Annotated in this window: 20 protein-coding genes; 11 read left to right on the top strand and 9 right to left on the bottom strand. The window is 62.3% G+C overall.

Annotated elements, in window-relative coordinates; genetic code table 11:
* The 3 genes from urtD (at position 1) to AC0L2B_RS20615 (ending at position 1,979) form a co-directional block, all read left to right on the top strand.
* On the top strand, positions 1-747 hold the full coding sequence (gene urtD / locus AC0L2B_RS20625) for an urea ABC transporter ATP-binding protein UrtD (RefSeq protein WP_473490247.1): 747 nt from the start codon (positions 1-3) through the stop codon (positions 745-747).
* A 70-nt stretch (positions 748-817) separates the two neighbouring features.
* Positions 818-1,513 carry an urea ABC transporter ATP-binding subunit UrtE gene (urtE, locus tag AC0L2B_RS20620; RefSeq protein WP_091593695.1) on the top strand — a complete coding sequence of 232 codons (696 nt, stop codon included), beginning with the start codon at positions 818-820 and terminating at the stop codon, positions 1,511-1,513.
* 289 nt (positions 1,514-1,802) lie between these two features.
* A complete protein-coding gene (locus AC0L2B_RS20615) occupies positions 1,803-1,979 on the top strand; it encodes a hypothetical protein (RefSeq protein ID WP_287069712.1) in 177 nt (58 codons plus the stop codon).
* Between the two features lie 31 nt (positions 1,980-2,010).
* Here AC0L2B_RS20615 and AC0L2B_RS20610 read toward each other — a convergent pair whose 3' ends face one another.
* From AC0L2B_RS20610 to AC0L2B_RS20600, 3 genes are all read right to left on the bottom strand, one after another.
* Complete coding sequence (locus AC0L2B_RS20610) at positions 2,011-2,817, bottom strand: DUF72 domain-containing protein (RefSeq protein WP_473746629.1); 807 nt, start codon at positions 2,815-2,817, stop codon at positions 2,011-2,013.
* A 189-nt stretch (positions 2,818-3,006) separates the two neighbouring features.
* Positions 3,007-5,928, bottom strand: a complete 2,922-nt coding sequence (gene uvrA, locus AC0L2B_RS20605; protein ID WP_091593700.1) for an excinuclease ABC subunit UvrA — start codon at positions 5,926-5,928, stop codon at positions 3,007-3,009.
* Positions 5,929-6,226: 298 nt separating this feature from the next.
* Entirely contained in the window at positions 6,227-6,403 is a 177-nt protein-coding gene (locus tag AC0L2B_RS20600; protein WP_167366425.1) for a hypothetical protein, read from the bottom strand.
* Between the two features lie 617 nt (positions 6,404-7,020).
* Here AC0L2B_RS20600 and AC0L2B_RS20595 point away from each other — a divergent pair.
* Positions 7,021-7,275: a hypothetical protein gene (locus tag AC0L2B_RS20595; protein WP_473746628.1), complete on the top strand. Its 255-nt coding sequence runs from the start codon at positions 7,021-7,023 to the stop codon at positions 7,273-7,275.
* A gap of 187 nt (positions 7,276-7,462) precedes the next feature.
* On the opposite strand, the gene AC0L2B_RS20590 is transcribed toward AC0L2B_RS20595, so the two are convergent.
* The 3 genes from AC0L2B_RS20590 to AC0L2B_RS20580 are packed head-to-tail and all read right to left on the bottom strand — an operon-like array spanning position 7,463 to position 8,895.
* Positions 7,463-8,068, bottom strand: coding sequence for an ATP-dependent Clp protease proteolytic subunit (locus tag AC0L2B_RS20590; protein WP_236374206.1), 606 nt, complete (start codon positions 8,066-8,068; stop codon positions 7,463-7,465).
* Positions 8,069-8,089: 21 nt separating this feature from the next.
* Entirely contained in the window at positions 8,090-8,584 is a 495-nt protein-coding gene (locus tag AC0L2B_RS20585; RefSeq protein ID WP_473746627.1) for an SRPBCC family protein, read from the bottom strand.
* On the bottom strand, positions 8,581-8,895 hold the full coding sequence (locus AC0L2B_RS20580; RefSeq protein WP_473746626.1) for an ArsR/SmtB family transcription factor: 315 nt from the start codon (positions 8,893-8,895) through the stop codon (positions 8,581-8,583). The genes AC0L2B_RS20585 and AC0L2B_RS20580 overlap by 4 nt, the downstream gene beginning before the upstream one ends.
* A gap of 235 nt (positions 8,896-9,130) precedes the next feature.
* Here AC0L2B_RS20580 and ssb point away from each other — a divergent pair, with 235 nt between their 5' ends.
* Both ssb and AC0L2B_RS20570 read left to right on the top strand, forming a co-directional pair.
* Positions 9,131-9,649, top strand: a complete 519-nt coding sequence (gene ssb, locus AC0L2B_RS20575) for a single-stranded DNA-binding protein (protein ID WP_128172377.1) — start codon at positions 9,131-9,133, stop codon at positions 9,647-9,649.
* Between the two features lie 132 nt (positions 9,650-9,781).
* Complete coding sequence (locus AC0L2B_RS20570; protein ID WP_473746625.1) at positions 9,782-10,207, top strand: OsmC family protein; 426 nt, start codon at positions 9,782-9,784, stop codon at positions 10,205-10,207.
* Between the two features lie 87 nt (positions 10,208-10,294).
* On the opposite strand, the gene AC0L2B_RS20565 is transcribed toward AC0L2B_RS20570, so the two are convergent.
* Positions 10,295-10,924, bottom strand: a complete 630-nt coding sequence (locus tag AC0L2B_RS20565; RefSeq protein ID WP_473608255.1) for a MarC family protein — start codon at positions 10,922-10,924, stop codon at positions 10,295-10,297.
* A gap of 78 nt (positions 10,925-11,002) precedes the next feature.
* Complete coding sequence (locus AC0L2B_RS20560; RefSeq protein ID WP_473746624.1) at positions 11,003-11,539, bottom strand: hypothetical protein; 537 nt, start codon at positions 11,537-11,539, stop codon at positions 11,003-11,005.
* 102 nt (positions 11,540-11,641) lie between these two features.
* On the opposite strand from AC0L2B_RS20560, the gene AC0L2B_RS20555 reads away from it, so the two are divergent.
* Together AC0L2B_RS20555 and gyrA are read left to right on the top strand one after the other, a co-directional pair.
* Positions 11,642-12,496: a helix-turn-helix transcriptional regulator gene (locus tag AC0L2B_RS20555; RefSeq protein WP_473746623.1), complete on the top strand. Its 855-nt coding sequence runs from the start codon at positions 11,642-11,644 to the stop codon at positions 12,494-12,496.
* Positions 12,497-12,688: 192 nt separating this feature from the next.
* The gene (gene gyrA, locus AC0L2B_RS20550; protein ID WP_473746622.1) at positions 12,689-15,499 is read left to right on the top strand and encodes a DNA gyrase subunit A; all 2,811 of its coding nucleotides are present in this window, start codon (positions 12,689-12,691) and stop codon (positions 15,497-15,499) included.
* A gap of 57 nt (positions 15,500-15,556) precedes the next feature.
* Here gyrA and AC0L2B_RS20545 read toward each other — a convergent pair whose 3' ends face one another.
* On the bottom strand, positions 15,557-15,709 hold the full coding sequence (locus AC0L2B_RS20545) for a hypothetical protein (RefSeq protein ID WP_084646649.1): 153 nt from the start codon (positions 15,707-15,709) through the stop codon (positions 15,557-15,559).
* Positions 15,710-16,047: 338 nt separating this feature from the next.
* On the opposite strand from AC0L2B_RS20545, the gene coaD reads away from it, so the two are divergent.
* The 3 genes from coaD to AC0L2B_RS20530 all read left to right on the top strand — a co-directional run bounded on the left by coaD (position 16,048) and on the right by AC0L2B_RS20530 (position 17,756).
* Positions 16,048-16,548 (top strand): pantetheine-phosphate adenylyltransferase, encoded by a 501-nt coding sequence (coaD, locus tag AC0L2B_RS20540; RefSeq protein WP_473746621.1) that lies wholly within the window; start codon positions 16,048-16,050, stop codon positions 16,546-16,548.
* 74 nt (positions 16,549-16,622) lie between these two features.
* Complete coding sequence (locus tag AC0L2B_RS20535) at positions 16,623-17,213, top strand: peptidylprolyl isomerase (RefSeq protein ID WP_473746620.1); 591 nt, start codon at positions 16,623-16,625, stop codon at positions 17,211-17,213.
* Positions 17,214-17,243: 30 nt separating this feature from the next.
* On the top strand, positions 17,244-17,756 hold the full coding sequence (locus tag AC0L2B_RS20530) for a peptidylprolyl isomerase (protein WP_091593716.1): 513 nt from the start codon (positions 17,244-17,246) through the stop codon (positions 17,754-17,756).
* Positions 17,757-17,822: the final 66 nt, after the last annotated feature.

Here is a 17,822-nt window from a genome sequence, read left to right as displayed (position 1 = left end):
ATGCCGAAGAGCAACACCATCCTCTATCTCGACGGCGTCTCGGTTTCCTTCGACGGCTTTCGCGCCATCAACAATTTGTCGCTGGTGCTCGACAAGGGCGAGATGCGGGCGATCATCGGTCCCAACGGCGCCGGCAAGACCACGATGATGGACATCGTCACCGGCAAGACGCGCCCCGACTCGGGCGAGGTTTACTTCGACGGGCAGGTCGACCTGACGAAACATGACGAGGCCGAGATCGCCATGATGGGCATCGGCAGGAAATTCCAGAAGCCGACGGTCTTCGAAAGCCACACGATCGAGGACAACCTGATGCTGGCGCTGAAGGGCCCACGCTCGATCTTCCCGGCACTGTTCCATCGCCGCTCGGCGGCGGAGGCGCGGCGGATCGACGACATCCTCGGCATCATCCGGCTCGGTGACAAGCGCGACGAGCTTGCCGCCAATCTCAGCCACGGCCAGAAGCAATGGCTCGAGATCGGCATGCTTTTGGCGCAGGATCCGAAGCTGCTTTTGGTCGACGAACCGGTCGCCGGCATGACCGACGCCGAGACCGAGGAGACCGCGCGGCTGCTTAGGGATATTGCCCGCGACCATTCGGTCATCGTCGTTGAGCACGACATGCATTTCGTGCGCGAGCTCGGCGTCAAGGTCACCTGCCTGCACGAAGGCTCGGTGCTTTCCGAAGGCTCGCTCGATTTCGTTTCGGCCGACGAACGTGTCGTCGAAGTCTATCTGGGGAGATGATCATGGTCTGGCGCGTTCCGTTCCATCATTTCGATCTTTCGTTCTTCAAGCGCTGGAGAAAGCGCTGACCATGCTCGAAGTCTCCAATGCCACGCTGCACTACGGCGCCGCCCAGGCGCTGCGTGGCGTCTCGCTGAAGGCCGGCGCCGGCAAGATCACCTGCGTGCTCGGCCGCAACGGCGTCGGCAAAACCAGTTTGATGAGATCGATCGTCGGCCACCACCGGCTGACGAGCGGAAGCGTTGCCTTCGAGGGGAAGGCGCTCGACCGGAGCGCGGCGTATGATCGCGCCCGGTCGGGCATCGCATTCGTGCCGCAGGGCAGGGAGATCTTCCCTCTGCTCACCGTGCGGGAAAACCTCGAATCGGGCTTTGCGCCATTGAAGCGCGCCGACCGCAACATTCCTGGCCATGTCTTCGAATTGTTCCCGGTGCTGAAGCAGATGCTCGGCCGCAGGGGCGGCGACCTTTCCGGCGGCCAGCAGCAGCAACTTGCCATCGGCAGGGCACTGGTGATGCGGCCGAAACTGCTGGTGCTCGATGAGCCGACCGAGGGCATCCAGCCGTCGATCATCAAGGATATCGGCCGCGCCATCCGCTATCTGCGCGACCAGGCTGATATCGCCGTGCTGCTGGTCGAACAGTATCTCGATTTCTGCCGGGAACTGGCCGACGAGGTCAACATCATGGACCGCGGCCTGATCGTCCACACCGGCCCGGCCGAGGATCTCGACCGGGCGGATGTGAGGAAATTTCTGACGGTGTAGCGTTCATCCCTTCGGTCGAGTAGAGGCGATGGTCGCCCATCGCCTCTACTCGACCGAAGTCGCGAATGCCCGCCCAGTCTTTCCTGAACGCCTTTGTTCCTGAACGCCTCTGGCGCGCTGAAGATTGCATGCTAGGCTTTACTTGGCCTTGTTGAGTCGGCCGCTTTCCGTATCAGTCACGTCGACAGATCAGGCGCAGGCTCAGCCGGCACGTTCCGTGCAAGCAGCCCCTTCCTGCGATCTGATCGTTGTTCAAAACGCATTTGGGGCACTTGGGCCAGGGCAGCCGATGGAACGTTACGTCGAGGACCACCACAAACGACGGCTTACCGAGCGCGTCGACATCATGACCGCCATCGATATTCTGAAATCGCAAGGATACGACCACGACGAACTGATCGCGGAGCTCACCAAGGTGTTCTTCGTCGATCTCGATGCCTACAACGAAGTCGTGGTGGCGGCATGACCGAAGGGGTGGATGCGCTGTGCCGCCAACGTCAGCCTGTGACGCGCTTCATCAGCGCCATGGCGCCGAACGGCGCGCGGGCCTTGCCTTCGGTGATGAAGTAGACGAACACATCACGCGGTTTGACCGGTGCCTCGGTTGAGGAATCGGCGCGCGGCAGGTCGGCCGGCGCCTTGCCCTGGGCCCAGGTCTTTGCCCGCGCCGCCCATTCGTCGAGCGTCTTTGGCGTGTAGCAGTCGGGATTGTCGTCGCTGCCGGTCTGCAGCCGGGCGTAGATGAAATCGCCGGTGACGTCGGCTATTGCTGGATATTTGGCGTGGTCGGCATAGACGATCGCGACCTTGTATTGGCGCGCCAGGGCGGCGAATTCCGGCACGACGAAACTGTCGTTGCGCACCTCGACCGCATGGCGCAGCGCAACGCCGTCCTGCTTTTCAGGCAACAGCTTGAGGAAAGCCTCGAAATCGTCCGGGTCGAATTTTTTGGTTGGCGCGAACTGCCACAGGATCGGCCCGAGCTTGTCGCCGAGCGCGGCGACGCCCGATCCCAGGAAACGCGTCATCGACTCGCCGGCCTCACCGAGGACGCGGCGGTTGGTGACGAAACGGTTGCCTTTCAGCGAATAGACAAAACCGTCCGGCGCTTCGTTTGCCCATTTGACGAAGGTCGGCTCCTTGAAACTCGAATAATAGGTGCCGTTGACCTCGATGCTTGGCACCTGCCGGGTTGCATAGTGCAGTTGCTTCGCCTTGGACAACTTGTCCGGGTAGAAAGACTTGTCCCAGGGCTCGAAGGTCCAGCCACCCATGCCGGCGCGGATTGTTCCAGATTGAGTCACTGTCGTCCTCCCGGGTTGAAATGGATCAGGCCGTAGCGAGCGTCTCGACAGCTTTAACCATGTCGAAATGCGGATTGGGCGTAGGGTGCATAGGCGGCTTGCGTCAGCCGGACGACAGCATCAGGATCACCGGCAAGCGCTCTTCTGATCTTCATTTGAAGGTTCTTCCCGACGCCAGCCAGTCTTCACTCACTCCGCCGCTTCGCGCTTGCCCCCGGGCCGCCGCTCCAGCAGCTCCCGCAGGAACTGGCCGGTGTAGCTGCGCTTTTCGCGGACGATATCCTCGGGCGTGCCTGAGGCCACCAGCTCGCCGCCGCCGTCGCCGCCTTCGGGACCGAGGTCGAGCACCCAGTCGGCGGTTTTTATTACCTCCAGATTGTGCTCGATGACGACCACCGTGTTGCCCTGGTCGACCAGCTCGTGCAGCACTTCCAGGAGCTTGGCGACGTCGTGGAAATGCAGGCCGGTGGTCGGCTCGTCGAGGATGTAGAGCGTCTTGCCGGTCGCCTTGCGCGACAGTTCCTTGGCCAGCTTGATGCGCTGCGCCTCGCCGCCCGACAACGTCGTCGCCTGCTGGCCGACATGGATGTAGCCGAGGCCGACCTGCTTCAGCGTCTCCAACTTGTCGCGCACGCCGGGCACGGCGGCGAAGAAATCGACGCCTTCCTCGACCGTCATGTCGAGCACGTCGGCAATCGACTTGCCCTTGAACAGGACGTCGAGCGTCTCTCTGTTGTAGCGCTTGCCGTGGCAGACGTCGCAGGTGACATAGACGTCGGGCAAAAAGTGCATCTCGATCTTGATGACGCCGTCGCCTTGGCAGGCCTCGCAGCGACCGCCCTTGACGTTGAACGAGAAGCGACCTGGCTGATAGCCGCGCGCCTTGGACTCCGGCAGCCCGGCGAACCAGTCGCGGATCGGCGTGAAGGCGCCGGTATAGGTGGCGGGATTGGAGCGCGGCGTCCGCCCTATAGGCGACTGGTCGATATCGATGACCTTGTCGAGGAATTCGAGGCCCTCGATGCGGTCGTGCTCGGCCGGGTGCTCGCGCGAACCCATGATGCGGCGCGACGCTGCCTTGAACAAGGTCTCGATCAGGAAGGTCGACTTGCCGCCGCCGGAGACGCCGGTGACGGCGGTGAAGGTGCCGAGCGGGATTTCGGCGGTAACATTCTTCAGATTGTTGCCGCGCGCGCCGACGATCTTCAGGCGCCGGTTCTTCTTGGCCTCGCGCCGCACCGCCGGCGTCGCCACTTCGAGCTCGCCGGACAGATATTTGCCGGTGATCGAGGCGGGGCTGGCCATGATCTGCTGCGGCGTTCCCTGCGCGATGATGTGGCCGCCGTGGATGCCGGCGGCCGGGCCGATATCGACGACATAGTCGGCATGCAGGATGGCGTCCTCGTCATGCTCGACGACGATCACCGTGTTGCCGATGTCGCGCAAATGCTTCAGCGTGTCGAGCAGGCGCGCATTGTCGCGCTGGTGCAGGCCGATCGACGGCTCGTCCAGCACATAGAGCACGCCGGTGAGGCCGGAGCCGATCTGCGAGGCCAGCCGTATGCGCTGGCTCTCGCCGCCCGACAGCGTGCCGGAATTGCGCGACAGCGTCAGGTAGTCGAGCCCGACATCGTTGAGGAAGCGCAGCCGCTCGCGGATTTCCTTGAGCACGCGCACCGCGATCTCGTTCTGCTTGTCGCTGAGTGCGGCGGGCAGCTCGGTGAACCATTGGTCGGCCTTGCGGATCGACAGCTCGGTGACCTCGCCGATGTGCTTGCCGGCAATCTTCACCGCCAGCGCTTCCGGCTTCAGCCGGTAGCCGCGGCAGGCCGGGCAAGGCGTGGCCGACATGAAGCGCTCGATCTCCTCGCGCATCCAGGCGGATTCGGTTTCCTTCCAGCGCCGCTCGAGATTGGGGATGACGCCTTCGAATGTCTTTGTCGTCTGGTAGGAGCGCAGGCCGTCATCATACTGGAAAGTGACTTCGCGCTCGCCGGTGCCGTGCAGGATGGCTTGCTTTGCCTCTGCGGTCAGGTCCCGGAACTTGTCGCCGAGCTTGAAGCCATAAGCCTTGCCCAGCGCCTCGAGCGTCTGCACGTAGTAGGGCGACGTCGATTTCGCCCACGGGCTGACGGCGCCGGCGCGCAGCGACAGATTGTCGTCGGGCACGATCAGGCTGGCGTCGATGGCGCGCTGGCTGCCGAGGCCGTCGCAGGTCGGGCAGGCGCCGAACGGGTTGTTGAAGGAGAACAGCCGCGGCTCGATTTCGGGAATGGTGAAGCCGGACACCGGGCAGGCGAATTTTTCGGAGAACAGGATGCGCTCATGCGTCTCGTTCTTCGATTTGTTGACCGAATCCTCGCCGGTCTGGCTGGCGTCGAGCGGCCGGTCGGCGAATTCGGCCACCGCCAGCCCGTCGGCGAGCTTCAGCGCGGTCTCGATGGAATCGGCAAGCCGCGTCGCCAGATCGCCGCGCACGACGATGCGGTCGACGACGACGTCGAGGTCATGCTTGTACTTCTTGTCCAGCGCCGGCACGTCGGCGATTTCGTAAAAGACACCGTCGACCTTGACGCGCTGAAAACCCTTCTTCTGCAGCTCCAGCAGTTCCTTGCGGTATTCGCCTTTGCGGCCTCGCACCATCGGCGCCAGGATGAACAGACGCGTGCCTTCCTCGACCGCCAGCACGCGGTCAACCATCTGCGAAACCGTCTGGCTCTCGATCGGCAGGCCGGTGGCCGGCGAATAGGGGATGCCGACGCGCGCGAACAGCAGCCGCATGTAGTCGTAGATCTCGGTGACGGTGCCGACCGTCGAGCGCGGGTTCTTCGACGTGGTCTTCTGCTCGATGGAGATGGCCGGCGACAAGCCGTCGATCTGGTCGACATCAGGCTTCTGCATCATTTCGAGGAACTGCCGCGCATAGGCCGACAGGCTCTCGACGTAGCGGCGCTGGCCCTCGGCATAGATGGTGTCGAAGGCAAGCGACGACTTGCCGGACCCCGACAGCCCGGTCATTACGATCAGGCTGTCACGCGGCAGGTCGAGATCGACATTCTTCAGATTGTGTTCGCGCGCCCCGCGAATGGAAAGATATTTATGGTCGGCCATCGCCGGTCGCCGCCTCAGATCTGGAATCTCGTGGGATGGCGGGTTATCCCGGCCATCTCCCATGTAGGTATTTTAGCTACCATTTCGAGAGAACTCTCGACCAAAGCCTTTAACCGTCTTTTGCGCGGGCGAGCAAGCAGAAAGAACAAAGGCCGAACACGTTCCTGACAAATGCGCTCATCAAACCAGCTTCGCGCACCACCGCATTAAAGTTCCACGCGTTAGTAAACGCGCGAACCCCAAACGGGTGGACAGCTTGCGACCGACGCGGAAACCGCCGCACCTTTCGAGAACGAAGTCACACTGCAACAAAAGAAATCGTACCCAATAATACAATCGCTGCTGCCGCAGCGAACCAATACGACGAGCGTACAATATTGCGATTGTTTTTCTTCCCGTCGCCTCTCACAAGCAAGACCAAGCCGACCGAGCAAAAGATAAATCCCACAAGGGCCGACAGAATAAAAAGATACATGCCGGTCTCCACTCCAAGTCGCACTCTAGCGAATGGAGGCTTCTGTCGATAGTCACCTCGGCGCAAGGCGCAGCGGCTCTGATCCATGGCCGACGCCGCGCTGCTCAAAACGGATGCAAATTTCGGATTCGCCACACAAGCGATCACGTTTTTGGTAAATCGGCTATCCACCTGTTGACGTCTTAACCTCAAGGAGTCAGACTCCAGGCGTCACCGAAGCCGACTATCTTTCGATGGCCTCGCCGCCCTAAGGCGGCCTGCACGAGTTGCAGGCTTTTGCGATATGCGCTTCGGACGACACCAGTCGCAATGGACAGAAAAGGAGAGCAGAGGAATGACTCCACCGGACAGTCCCTTGAGGCTCCACGTGTCGCTGGAGCCGCGGCAGGCATAAGGTGCCAGGGCCAGGCGTTTGCGCCGCCCGACAAACCGTGACCTGCCGATCCCATTAAAATCAGAGACTACTAGTCGGATCGTCGGCTGAACGCCGCGAAGCATCCGAGATCAAAGAGCCGGCAGTTCGCTCCCGGCCATTGGATTTCAGATCCAAGAAAGCCCCGACCGTTTGCGGAAGCAGAGGCGGGGCTATTCGTTTCAATGGCGCAAGCGCAGCACGAATGCCTGACACTCCTGACATTGTGGCAGCGATGATGGACGTGTCCTATCGCCGATGGACGTGTCCTATCGCCGGGGGCTTCAATTGCGCCGGCGCCGACATCGAAAATTATGCTGCCGGAAATCCTGACGTCGGTATCGCCAATCCTAAACTGGCTGTTGTCGCTGGGCACGGCATCGTCGGGTTCGGCAGCCGGCGTGACGATACGGTAGTCATTGGTCACGCCGGGCAGCGTGCCTTCGTGCGGCGGCGTTGAATTGTCTCCGGCGAACGCCGTGCCGGAGGTATCGCCGCGATGGCGACACCGACAAGCAGCCGATTCGAGCAAATGCTTGAGATCTTAGACATCGGCGGACTGTATCGCCGCACTCTGGCCGAAGCCAGACCGGTGGCGATCAAACTGGCCGAACGGCTTGGCTGCTATCGCTCATGGCGTTCGGCTTTCAAGCCGCCTGTTTGCGCGTATCAAAAACATGATCGACAAGGCCCCATGTCCTTGCCTCCGCGGCGGTCATGAAATGGTCGCGGTCGAGCGTGCGTTCGACCTCTTCGAACGTGCGACCACAGTGGTGCGCGTAAAGCTCGGTCATGCGCCGCTTGGTCCTGAGGATGCCTTCGGCGTGGCGCTGGATGTCGGAGGCCTGGCCCTGGAAACCACCTGACGGCTGGTGCAGCAGGATGCTGGTGTTGGGCAGCGCGATGCGTCGCCCCGGTGTGCCGGCCATCAGCAGGAAGGAGGCCATCGACGCAGCAAAGCCCATGCAGACGGTGGATACGGGGCAAGAAACGTACTGCATCGTATCGTAGATGGCGAAGCCGCTGGTCACCACACCGCCAGGCGAGTTGATGTAGAGCGAAATCTCCTTGTCTGGATTGTCGGATTCCAGCGACAGGAGCTGGGCACAGACCAACGCCGACACATTGTCGTCGATCGGCCCGTTGATGAAGACGATGCGCTCGCGCAGCAGCCGCGAGAAAATGTCGAAGGCGCGTTCGCCGCGGCTCGACTGCTCGATCACCATCGGCACCAGGTTGGCAAAACCGCTCATCGCTTTTCTCCGTTGTGCTGCTCAGGCCGCGCGCAGGGAGAGGCGAGGCGTGTTTGCGGCTGTGGTCTGTCTGGGGCTGTGTGCGTTGAGCGAAAGCCGGCAACCAGCGCCGGCAACCGCAGGCGTAGCTACTCGCGCAAATCCGTCGTGGACGATGCGCAGATGCGTGCCGCCCGACACAGTGCGGTCAAGCGTGAAGGTGACGATGCTGTCCATTGGGCTATCCAGCGGGCTGGTGAGCGGATCCGCTGTATTGCCGGGCGCCGGCCGCTCCCGCCAGGAATAACGCAGCAGGCGTTCGGGCTCGGCGTCGAGGATTTCGCACTCGATCGGCGCGTCCGGCCTGGCAAAGGCAAAGCGGCTGCCGATCTCCGGCTTGATGTCGTTCGGCATCATCCAGGCCGCGAGCAGGTCCGGCACCGTCAGCGCCCGCCACACTTTTTCCGGCGGGTCTGGAAGTTCGCACTCGAACTCGATCGAGTCTGCCGCCATGTTTGAATGCTGTTTTGCCGTCATTGGTCCATATCCTTCAAAACCGCCTTGAGCCGTTCGATACGCTCGGGCCAGAACGCACGGTAACGCTCGATCCAGCCGAGCAGAGGGTCAAGCCCTTGCGGATCGGCGCGATAATAGGCGTTGCGGCCGGCTCGCCGCTCGGTCACCAGGCCGGCGCCGCGCAGCACCGCGAGATGCTGCGAGACGGCCGGTTGCGACACGCTCATGCCGCTGCGCAGTTCCGACACCGACATCTCGCGGGCGGCGAGCCGTTCGTAGACGGCGCGGCGCGTCGGGTCGGCAAGCGCTCGAAAAATCTCGGCTTCGATCATAGCAAAGCATAAGTCTACACTTATTGATTTGGCAAGCAGTCTTTTCGCGCCCATATGGAACGGCACGGCGGAACCCATCGATTGCTGACATTCCTTGACAAAACGGATTGATGGTTTTAGAACGAAAAGAGAACAAAAACCTTGTGGGAAAAGCCAGGCACGGCAGGCGGGGAATGTCCGCAGTCTATAAGGTGAGAGCGAGAAAATTTGTTTCGGATGAGCGCGGAGAAGTATCATGGCGGGTAGCGTCAACAAGGTCATTCTGGTGGGCAATCTCGGGGCGGACCCGGAAATCCGCCGTTTGAATTCGGGTGAGCCGGTCGTCAATATCCGCGTCGCCACCTCGGAAAGCTGGCGCGACAAGACTTCCGGCGAGCGCAAGGAAAAGACCGAGTGGCACAATGTCGTGATCTTCAACGAGCAGCTCGCCAAGGTCGCCGAGCAGTATCTGAAGAAGGGTGCGAAGGTTTATGTCGAGGGCCAGTTGCAGACGCGCAAATGGCAGGACCAGACCGGCAATGATCGCTACACGACCGAAATCGTGCTGCAAAAATTCCGTGGCGAGCTGCAGATGCTCGACGCACGCGGGCAGGGCGAGGGCGGTCAGGTCGGCAGCTATGCCGGTGGCGGCAGCAGCCGCGGTTCCGATTTCGGCCAGTCCGGCCCGGGCGAGAATCTCAATCGCGGCGGCGGTGGCGGTAACAAGGGTGGCGGCGGTTCGTCGCGCGAACTCGACGACGAAATTCCGTTCTGATCGCTTGGAGCAAGCGGCTCTGCGCGAGCTGATAGCCAGTTATTTGAGGCCACGCATTGGCGTCCCGAAAATCTGTCTCGGATTTTCGGGACGTTGTGCGTTTGAGCGGTGTGCGGTGAAAGGACGTATCAGGTGAAAGCACGGGTCAAATGGGTCGAGGAGCGCACTTTCGTTGGCGAGTCGGGCAGCGGTCACAAGGTGGTGCTGGGAACCGCGTTCGGACCGGATGGCAAGACGCCGGGGCCAAGCCCGATGGAACTGGTGCTGCTCGGCACTGGCGGCTGCTCGGCCTATGATGTCGTCCACATCCTCGAAAAGGGGCGAGAGGCGGTCGAAGACTGCGTGGTCGAACTCGATGCCGACCGGGCGGAGAAGGAGCCGCGGGTGTTCACCCGCATCCATATGCGTTTTGTCGTCAAGGGCCGCGCGCTTTCGCCTGACAAGGTCAGGCGGGCAATCGATCTTTCGATCGAAAAATACTGCTCGGCCTCGGCAATGATGGCCAAGACCGCCGAGATCACCCACGACTTCGAAGTTATTGATACGACGGCGAAGTAGGATAGCGTCCAGTGGCGGTTCGTTGCGCGAGCTGGACGACGAAAATGACGGCCTCGGCGGCGATCAAGCGCGAGGCCGCCTTCATTTTCATGCTGCCATCAACGCCTTGACGCCGTCGGCGACGAACTGCACGGCGAGCGCCGCCAGGATGACACCGAGCAGCCGTGTCAGGATCGAACGGCCGGTCTGGCCGAGGACCCGGTCGATGCGCTCGGCCAGCACGAACACCAGATAGGTGAGGACAAGGCAGATCGCGATGATGCCGACAAGGGCTGCCTGCGCGCCAAAACCTGGAAACGAGCCTGACAGCAGGACGGTCGCTGATATCGCGCCCGGACCGGCGATCAGCGGGATCGCCAGCGGAAAGGCGGCGATGTTGTGGATCATGTCCTTGGTGATGGCGACGTCGCCGATCTTCTCCTTGCGGTCCTGCCGGCGCTCGAACACCATTTCGAAGGCGATGAAGAACAGCAGGAACCCGCCGGCGACGCGGAACGCCGGCAGCGTGATGCCGAACACCGACAGGATCGATGCGCCGGCGATTGCAAACAGCGCCATCACCAGGAAAGCGATGATCGAGGCGCGCACGGAAACCTGGTTGCGCTCCTCGCGGTTCATGCCGCGCGTCACGGCGAGGAAGAGCGGCGCCAGGCCAGGCGGGTCGATGGTCACCAGAATGGTGACGAAGGCGTTGAACAGGCTGTCGAAGCTCGGCATCTCTGACCCTCCCCGCCGGGCCGTGCCCGAGATCCCAGCATTGGTAGAGCAAAGCGGCGTCAGGGGGAACCGTGCAGGTCAGGCGCTGGCGACGCGCCGCGCCAGGAACTCGACTTCGAGCCGCCAGGTCGCGCCATCGTCCTGAGAGCGTTCGCCTAGCCAGCGGAACGAATTTTCGGTGATCCGAGAAAAGCTCCAGCGCACCGAGGCGCCGGTGCCGTCGGCGCCTTGCTGGACGATGGTGTCGCCCTCGACGCGGCCGAGCTGGCGGCTGTAATACTGGGTGCGCGGATCGCTCCAGAAGATATGCCAGGCGTCGACGCCGGGGTCATAGACGCGCAGTGTCGTGCCATAAAAGGTCCATTTGCCGAGCGAGTTCTGTGCGCCACTGTTCCGCACGGGCAAGATCCATACATCCTGGATCGCGCAGCCCTCGAGCACCCAGCCGAAATGCACCTCGCCGCGTCCGGTCAGCACCTGGCCGTCTTCGAGATGGCGCGTGGCATCGAACGTCCAGGCGCCGACGAAGCGGCCGTAAAGGTTCAGTTTTTCGGCAAGGCCTGCGGCTGGCCCGTCACTGTGCAGGGCTTCGGCAAATGAGGATGAATTGAACATGGTTTCTGCCCACATTGTCAGGAGACCCATCTTGTCAGGAGAATGGGAAGAATAGGCCCTGGCAGTCTTCTTGCGCTTGGGAAAAATTGCTATCTTTCGACCATGACGAGGAGCGTGCATACACTGGCGTCGGGAAAAGGCTGGCGGGTGTCGGACGTGGTCTGCACTGCCGGCGTCGCTGATCGCCCGTTCGAGGAAGAGCATCGCAACTTCTGCGTCGCAGTGGTGACCAACGGCACTTTCCGCTACCGCGCACGCCAGGGCACGGCGATGTTGACGCCAGGCGCAATTCTGCTCGGCAACCCCCGCACTTGCTACGAGTGTGGGCACGAGCATGGCGCCGGCGACCGCTGCATCTCCTATCATTTCAGCCCGGCCTATATGGAGCAGATCGTCGCCGATATGCCGGGCGCGAAGAAGCTGGCCTTCGAGACGGCGCGGCTGCCGCCCTTGCCGGCCCTGGCACGGCTGCTGGCCGAGGCGGAAGCCGCGCGCGAGATGGCCGACATTGAGGCGTTCGAGGAACTCGGACTGCGGATTGCCGGCGCAGCCGTCGCCTCCGGTCTCACGCCCGCTGCCCGGTCACCGAGCCGCCGCGATCAGAAACGCGTAGCGGAGGCGGTGCGGCGCATCGAAAAGGATGCCGAAAGCCCGGTCTCGCTCGCCGAGCTTGCAAGCGAAACGGCGACCAGTCCTTACCATTTCCTGCGCAGCTTCCGGCATGTCGCGGGCATGACGCCCTACCAGTTCGTGCTGAAAACCCGGCTGCACAGGGCGGCGGTGCGGCTGCGCATGTCGGACGAGGCGATCTCGACGATCGCCTTCGAAGCCGGGTTCAACGATTTGTCGACCTTCAACCGCCGTTTCCGCCGCGTGATGGGGGAGGCGCCCGGTGCCTACCGGCTCCGGCGGCGAGGCGATAAATTGCCGAACGCGTCCATGGTTCCGGCTTTGTGAAGCAAAAAATTGGCCTGACAATGAGCTTTGCCCCGGCGGCCATGAAAGCGCCTCGGCCATATCGTCGCAATCAGTGATATCCTTTTGAAATCACCACAAAAACCGACACTGGAAAACTGCCGCGGGCGTTGGAGTTTCGGCCCGGCTTCCTATATAAGCACCGAGTGATTCCCGATTTGATTGTGACCTGATTTGACCGACCAGAAGACACCGCGCGGCGCCGACGGCGGGCCCACCGGCATCGAGCCGATTTCCATCATCGAGGAGATGCAGCGCTCCTATCTCGATTACGCGATGAGCGTGATCGTCAGCCGTGCGCTGCCCGACGTGCGCGACGGGTTGAAGCCGGTGCATCGCCGCATTCTCTACGCTGCCCATGAGAGCGGCTATCACTGGAACCGCAAATATGTGAAGTCGGCCCGCCCGGTCGCCGATGTGATGGGTAAATACCATCCGCATGGCGACGCCTCGATCTACGACGCCTTGGTGCGGATGGCGCAGGACTGGTCGCTGCGCGTGCCGCTGATCGACGGGCAGGGCAATTTCGGCTCGATCGACGGCGATCCGCCGGCGGCGATGCGTTACACCGAATCGCGGCTGACCAAGGTCGCGCATGAGTTGCTGGAAGACATCGACAAGGACACCGTCGATTTCCAGGACACTTATGATGCGTCCGGCAGCGAACCGAAAGTCCTGCCGGCGCGCTTTCCGAACCTGTTGGTCAACGGCTCCGGCGGCATCGCCGTCGGCATGGCCACCAACATTCCGCCGCACAATCTGGGCGAGGTCTGCAACGGCGCCATTGCCCTCATCGACAATCCGGCAATCGATCTGCCGGCGCTGATGGAGATCATTCCAGGGCCGGATTTCCCGACCGGCGGCATCGTGCTCGGCCGTTCCGGCATCTACAGCGCCTATTCGACCGGCCGCGGCTCCATCGTCATGCGCGGCCGCGTCAACGTCGAGGCGCGCGGCAACGACCGTGAATCGATCGTCATCACCGAAGTTCCCTACCAGGTGAACAAGTCGTCGATGATCGAGAAGATGGCCGAGCTGGTGCGCGACAAGCGCATCGAGGGCATTTCCGATATCCGCGACGAGAGCGACCGCCAGGGCTACCGCGTCGTCATCGAACTGAAGCGCGACGCCGTCGCCGACGTCATCCTCAACCAGCTCTACCGTTTCACGCCGCTGCAGACGTCGTTCGGCGCCAATATGGTGGCGCTGAACGGCGGCAAGCCGGAATTGCTGACGCTGACCGACATGCTGAAGGCGTTCGTCGCCTTCCGCGAGGACGTGATCAGCCGGCGCACGAAATTCCTGCTGCGCAAGGCGCGCGACCGTGCCCATGTGTTGGTCGGCCTTGCCATAGCCGTCGCCAACATCGACGAGGTGATAAAGCTGATCCGCAGCGCGCCGGATCCGCAGACGGCGCGCGAGCAGTTGATGGAGCGGCGCTGGCCCTCGGGCGACGTCGAATCGCTGATCCTGCTGATCGACGATCCGCGCCACCGCATCAACGAGGACGGCACCTACAATCTGTCCGAGGAACAGGCGCGCGCCATCCTCGAACTGCGCCTGCAGCGGCTGACTGCGCTCGGCCGCGACGAGATCGCCGACGAGTTGAACACGATCGGCGCGGAAATTGTTGATTATCTTGACATTTTGTCGTCCCGCGCGCGCATCCAGCAGATCGTCAAGGACGAGCTTGCCGCCGTGCGCGACGAGTTCGGCACGCCGCGCCGCACCGAGCTGTCCGAGGGCGGGGCGGATATGGAAGACGAGGACCTGATCCAGCGCGAGGACATGGTCGTGACGGTCAGCCATTCCGGCTATATCAAGCGTGTGCCGTTGTCGCTCTATCGGGCGCAGCGCCGCGGCGGGAAGGGCCGCTCCGGCATGTCGACCAAGGAAGAGGATTTCGTCACCCGGCTGTTCGTCGCCAATACGCACACGCCGGTGCTGTTCTTCTCCTCGCGCGGCATCGTCTACAAGGAAAAGGTGTGGCGCCTGCCGATCGGCAACCCGCAGTCGCGCGGCAAGGCGCTGATCAACATGCTGCCGCTGGAGCAGGGTGAACGCATCACCACCATCATGCCGCTGCCCGAGGACGAGACCAGCTGGGGCGAGCTCGACGTGATGTTCGCCACGACGCGCGGCACGGTGCGCCGCAACAAGCTGTCGGATTTCGTCCAGGTCAACCGCAACGGCAAGATCGCCATGAAGCTGGAAGAGGAGGGCGACGAGATACTCGGCGTCGAGACCTGCACCGACAATGACGACGTGCTTTTGACCGCAAGCTCCGGCCAGTGCATACGCTTCTCGGTCAGCGACGTGCGCGTTTTCCAGAGCCGCAACTCGGTCGGCGTGCGCGGCATCGCCATGGCTGCCAGCGACCGGGTGATCTCGATGGCGGTGATCGAACATGTCGATGCGTCGCCGGCCGAGCGCGCCGCTTATCTCAAGCGGGTGGCGGCCGAACGGCGGCTCGCCGCCGGCATTGCGGCGGGCGAGGACGAAGACTTCCAGCTCACCAATGAGGAGGTCGGCGAGGAGACGGAGCTTTCCGACGAGCGCTACGAATTCCTCAAGGCACACGAGCAGTTCGTGCTGACGGTGACGGAATATGGCTACGGCAAGCGCTCGTCTTCCTATGATTTCCGCCAGATAGGGCGCGGCGGCAAGGGCATCCGCGCCACCGATGTGTCGAAAGTGGCTGAGATCGGCCGCCTGGTGGCGACTTTCCCGGTCGGCAATGACGACCAGATCATGCTAGTCTCGGATGGCGGCACCGTAATCCGCGTGCCGGTCAACGGCATTCGCTTCGCCAGCCGCGCCACCAAGGGCGTAACCATCTTCAACACGGCCGACGGCGAGAAGGTCGTTTCGGTGGAGCGGATAACGGAACCGCAATCGGACGAGGAAGCAGAAGAGAGTGTCGAGGGCGACGCAACTCTGGATACCGGTACTGAAGGCGCTGGCCCGGACAATAACGCCGACTAGGTCTTGATGAGCAATGCCGGCCCGATGGACCGGCGCCGTCAACCGATAGCGGCCGGTCTAGAAGTGGCGTGAAGGCTTGCGGATACCGAAGCCTCCGAATCGCTTGGCATTGGACTTGGCGCGGACGCGCTCTGCTTCCTGATGCAGCCCGAATACGGTGGCGATCAGCATGGCGATGGTCATTGCGGTGGCGAGCATGTAGATCAGCATGTGCGTGTTCTCCTGCACCTAGCAACGATCAAATGGGGTTTTGGTTTCATCTTCTGAAGCTGCAATCTAATGAACGCTGCGTGAAGCCTTCGTGATCGGCACCCATTCATTGGTCGTTCATCTCGGCCAAAAGGTTCACTCAAAGCGCATCGCGATTACCGTGGCTCAGGCGATGCGCTTTGAAGCCCCGTTCGGGTGGATGCCGTTGTTCCAAACCGCTGCGCACCCTCGGGTCAGGCCCTGTGTCAGGCCCAAGGGCAGGCTTTTGCGGCGACATGCATTGGCGGCTCGCCGATCGGATTTGCCTTTGCGAGAGAGGCTCGCTAGAAGCACCAGCCATGACCGAACGCATCGCCCTTTATGCCGGCTCCTTCGACCCGCCGACCAACGGCCATCTCGACGTGCTGAAGGCGTCGCTGGCTGTGGCGGACACCGTCTATGCAGCGATCGGCATTCATCCCGGCAAGAAACCGCTGTTCTCGTTCGAGGAGCGGGTCGGCCTCATCGAAGCTGCGACGAAGGCCGAATTCGGCCGCGACGGCGCGCGCATCAAGGTCGTCGCTTTCGACGGGCTGGTCATCGACGCTGCCAGGAAGCAGGGCGCCTCGATCATGATCCGTGGCCTGCGCGACGGCACCGATCTCGACTACGAGATGCAGATGGCCGGTATGAACGAGACCATGGCGCCGGAACTGCAGACGGTTTTTCTGCCCGCCAGCCCTTCGGTGCGAACCATTACCGCCACACTTGTCCGTCAGATAGCCGCGATGGGCGGCGACATTCGCGCCTTCGTGCCGGCGGCCGTGGCTGGCGCACTCACCGCCAAATTTGCGAAATAATGCATGTCGCCCAAACGTGGAACCCGGTTTGGGGCAACGACATGCGTGAAACAAAGGTTTTCGGAGAAAGATCCATGCAGCTCAAAAGGCTCGCCACCTGTTTTGTCGTTCTTTTCGGTCTTGTGACCGCCTCCGTTTCGGCGTTCGCCGCCGATCCGGAAAACACGATGATCATCACGCTTAAGGACGGCGACGTGACCATCGCGCTCAGGCCCGATCTCGCGCCGAAGCATGTCGAGCAGATCAAGAAGCTGGTGCGCCAGGGCGCTTATGACAACGTCGCTTTCCACCGTGTCATCGACGGCTTCATGGCGCAGACCGGCGACGTGAAGTTCGGCAACATGAAGAACGGCTTCAGCGCCGACGCTGTCGGCACCGGCGGTTCCGATCTTCCCGACCTTCCGGCCGAATTCTCGAAGACCGAGCGCTATCAGCGCGGCGTGGTCGGGATGGCCCGCTCGCAGGACCCGGATTCCGCCAATTCGCAGTTCTTCATCATGTTCGCGCCGGCGCCGCCGCTCGATGGCCAGTACACCATCGTCGGCAATGTCGAGAACGGCATGGAGTTGGTGGACAAGATCAAGAAAGGCGACGCGGCGCAGAACGGGGTCGTCACCGATCCGGATCGCATGATCAAGGTGCGCATCGCCGCCGACGGCAAGTAAACCCATTTATTTCAAAAGGATATTTCTGACATGGCCGAGATCAAGGACCGCGAGAATGCGCTCATCATGGAAACGACCAAGGGCAAGGTCGTCATCGAACTGTTTCCCGATCTGGCGCCTGGCCATGTCGGCCGCATCAAGGAACTGGCGCGCGAAGGCGCTTATGACGGCGTGGTGTTCCACCGCGTCATCGACGGTTTCATGGCGCAGACCGGCGACGTGAAATTCGGCAATTCCAGCAAGCCCTCTTTCGCACCGGCGCGCGCCGGCACCGGCGGCTCCGACAAGCCCGACCTGAAGGCGGAGTTCTCCAACGCCAACCATGGCCGCGGCACCTGCTCGATGGCGCGCTCGCAGAACCCGAACTCGGCCAACTCGCAATTCTTCATCTGCTTCGACGATGCCGCCTTCCTCAACCGCCAATACACGGTCTGGGGCCAGGTCATCGAAGGCATGGACAATGTCGACAAGATCAAGCGCGGCGAGCCGGTGCCGGATCCCGACAAGATCGTGTCGCTGAAGGTCGCGGCCGACGTGAAATGACCTCCTCGGCTGTCGCGGCTATCACACTGATGCTTGCCGCGGCGGCCGCTCCGGCGCTGGCGACGG

The organism is Mesorhizobium sp. WSM4815 (genome assembly GCF_055811575.1).
This window is presented reverse-complemented; position numbering and strand designations above follow the sequence as displayed.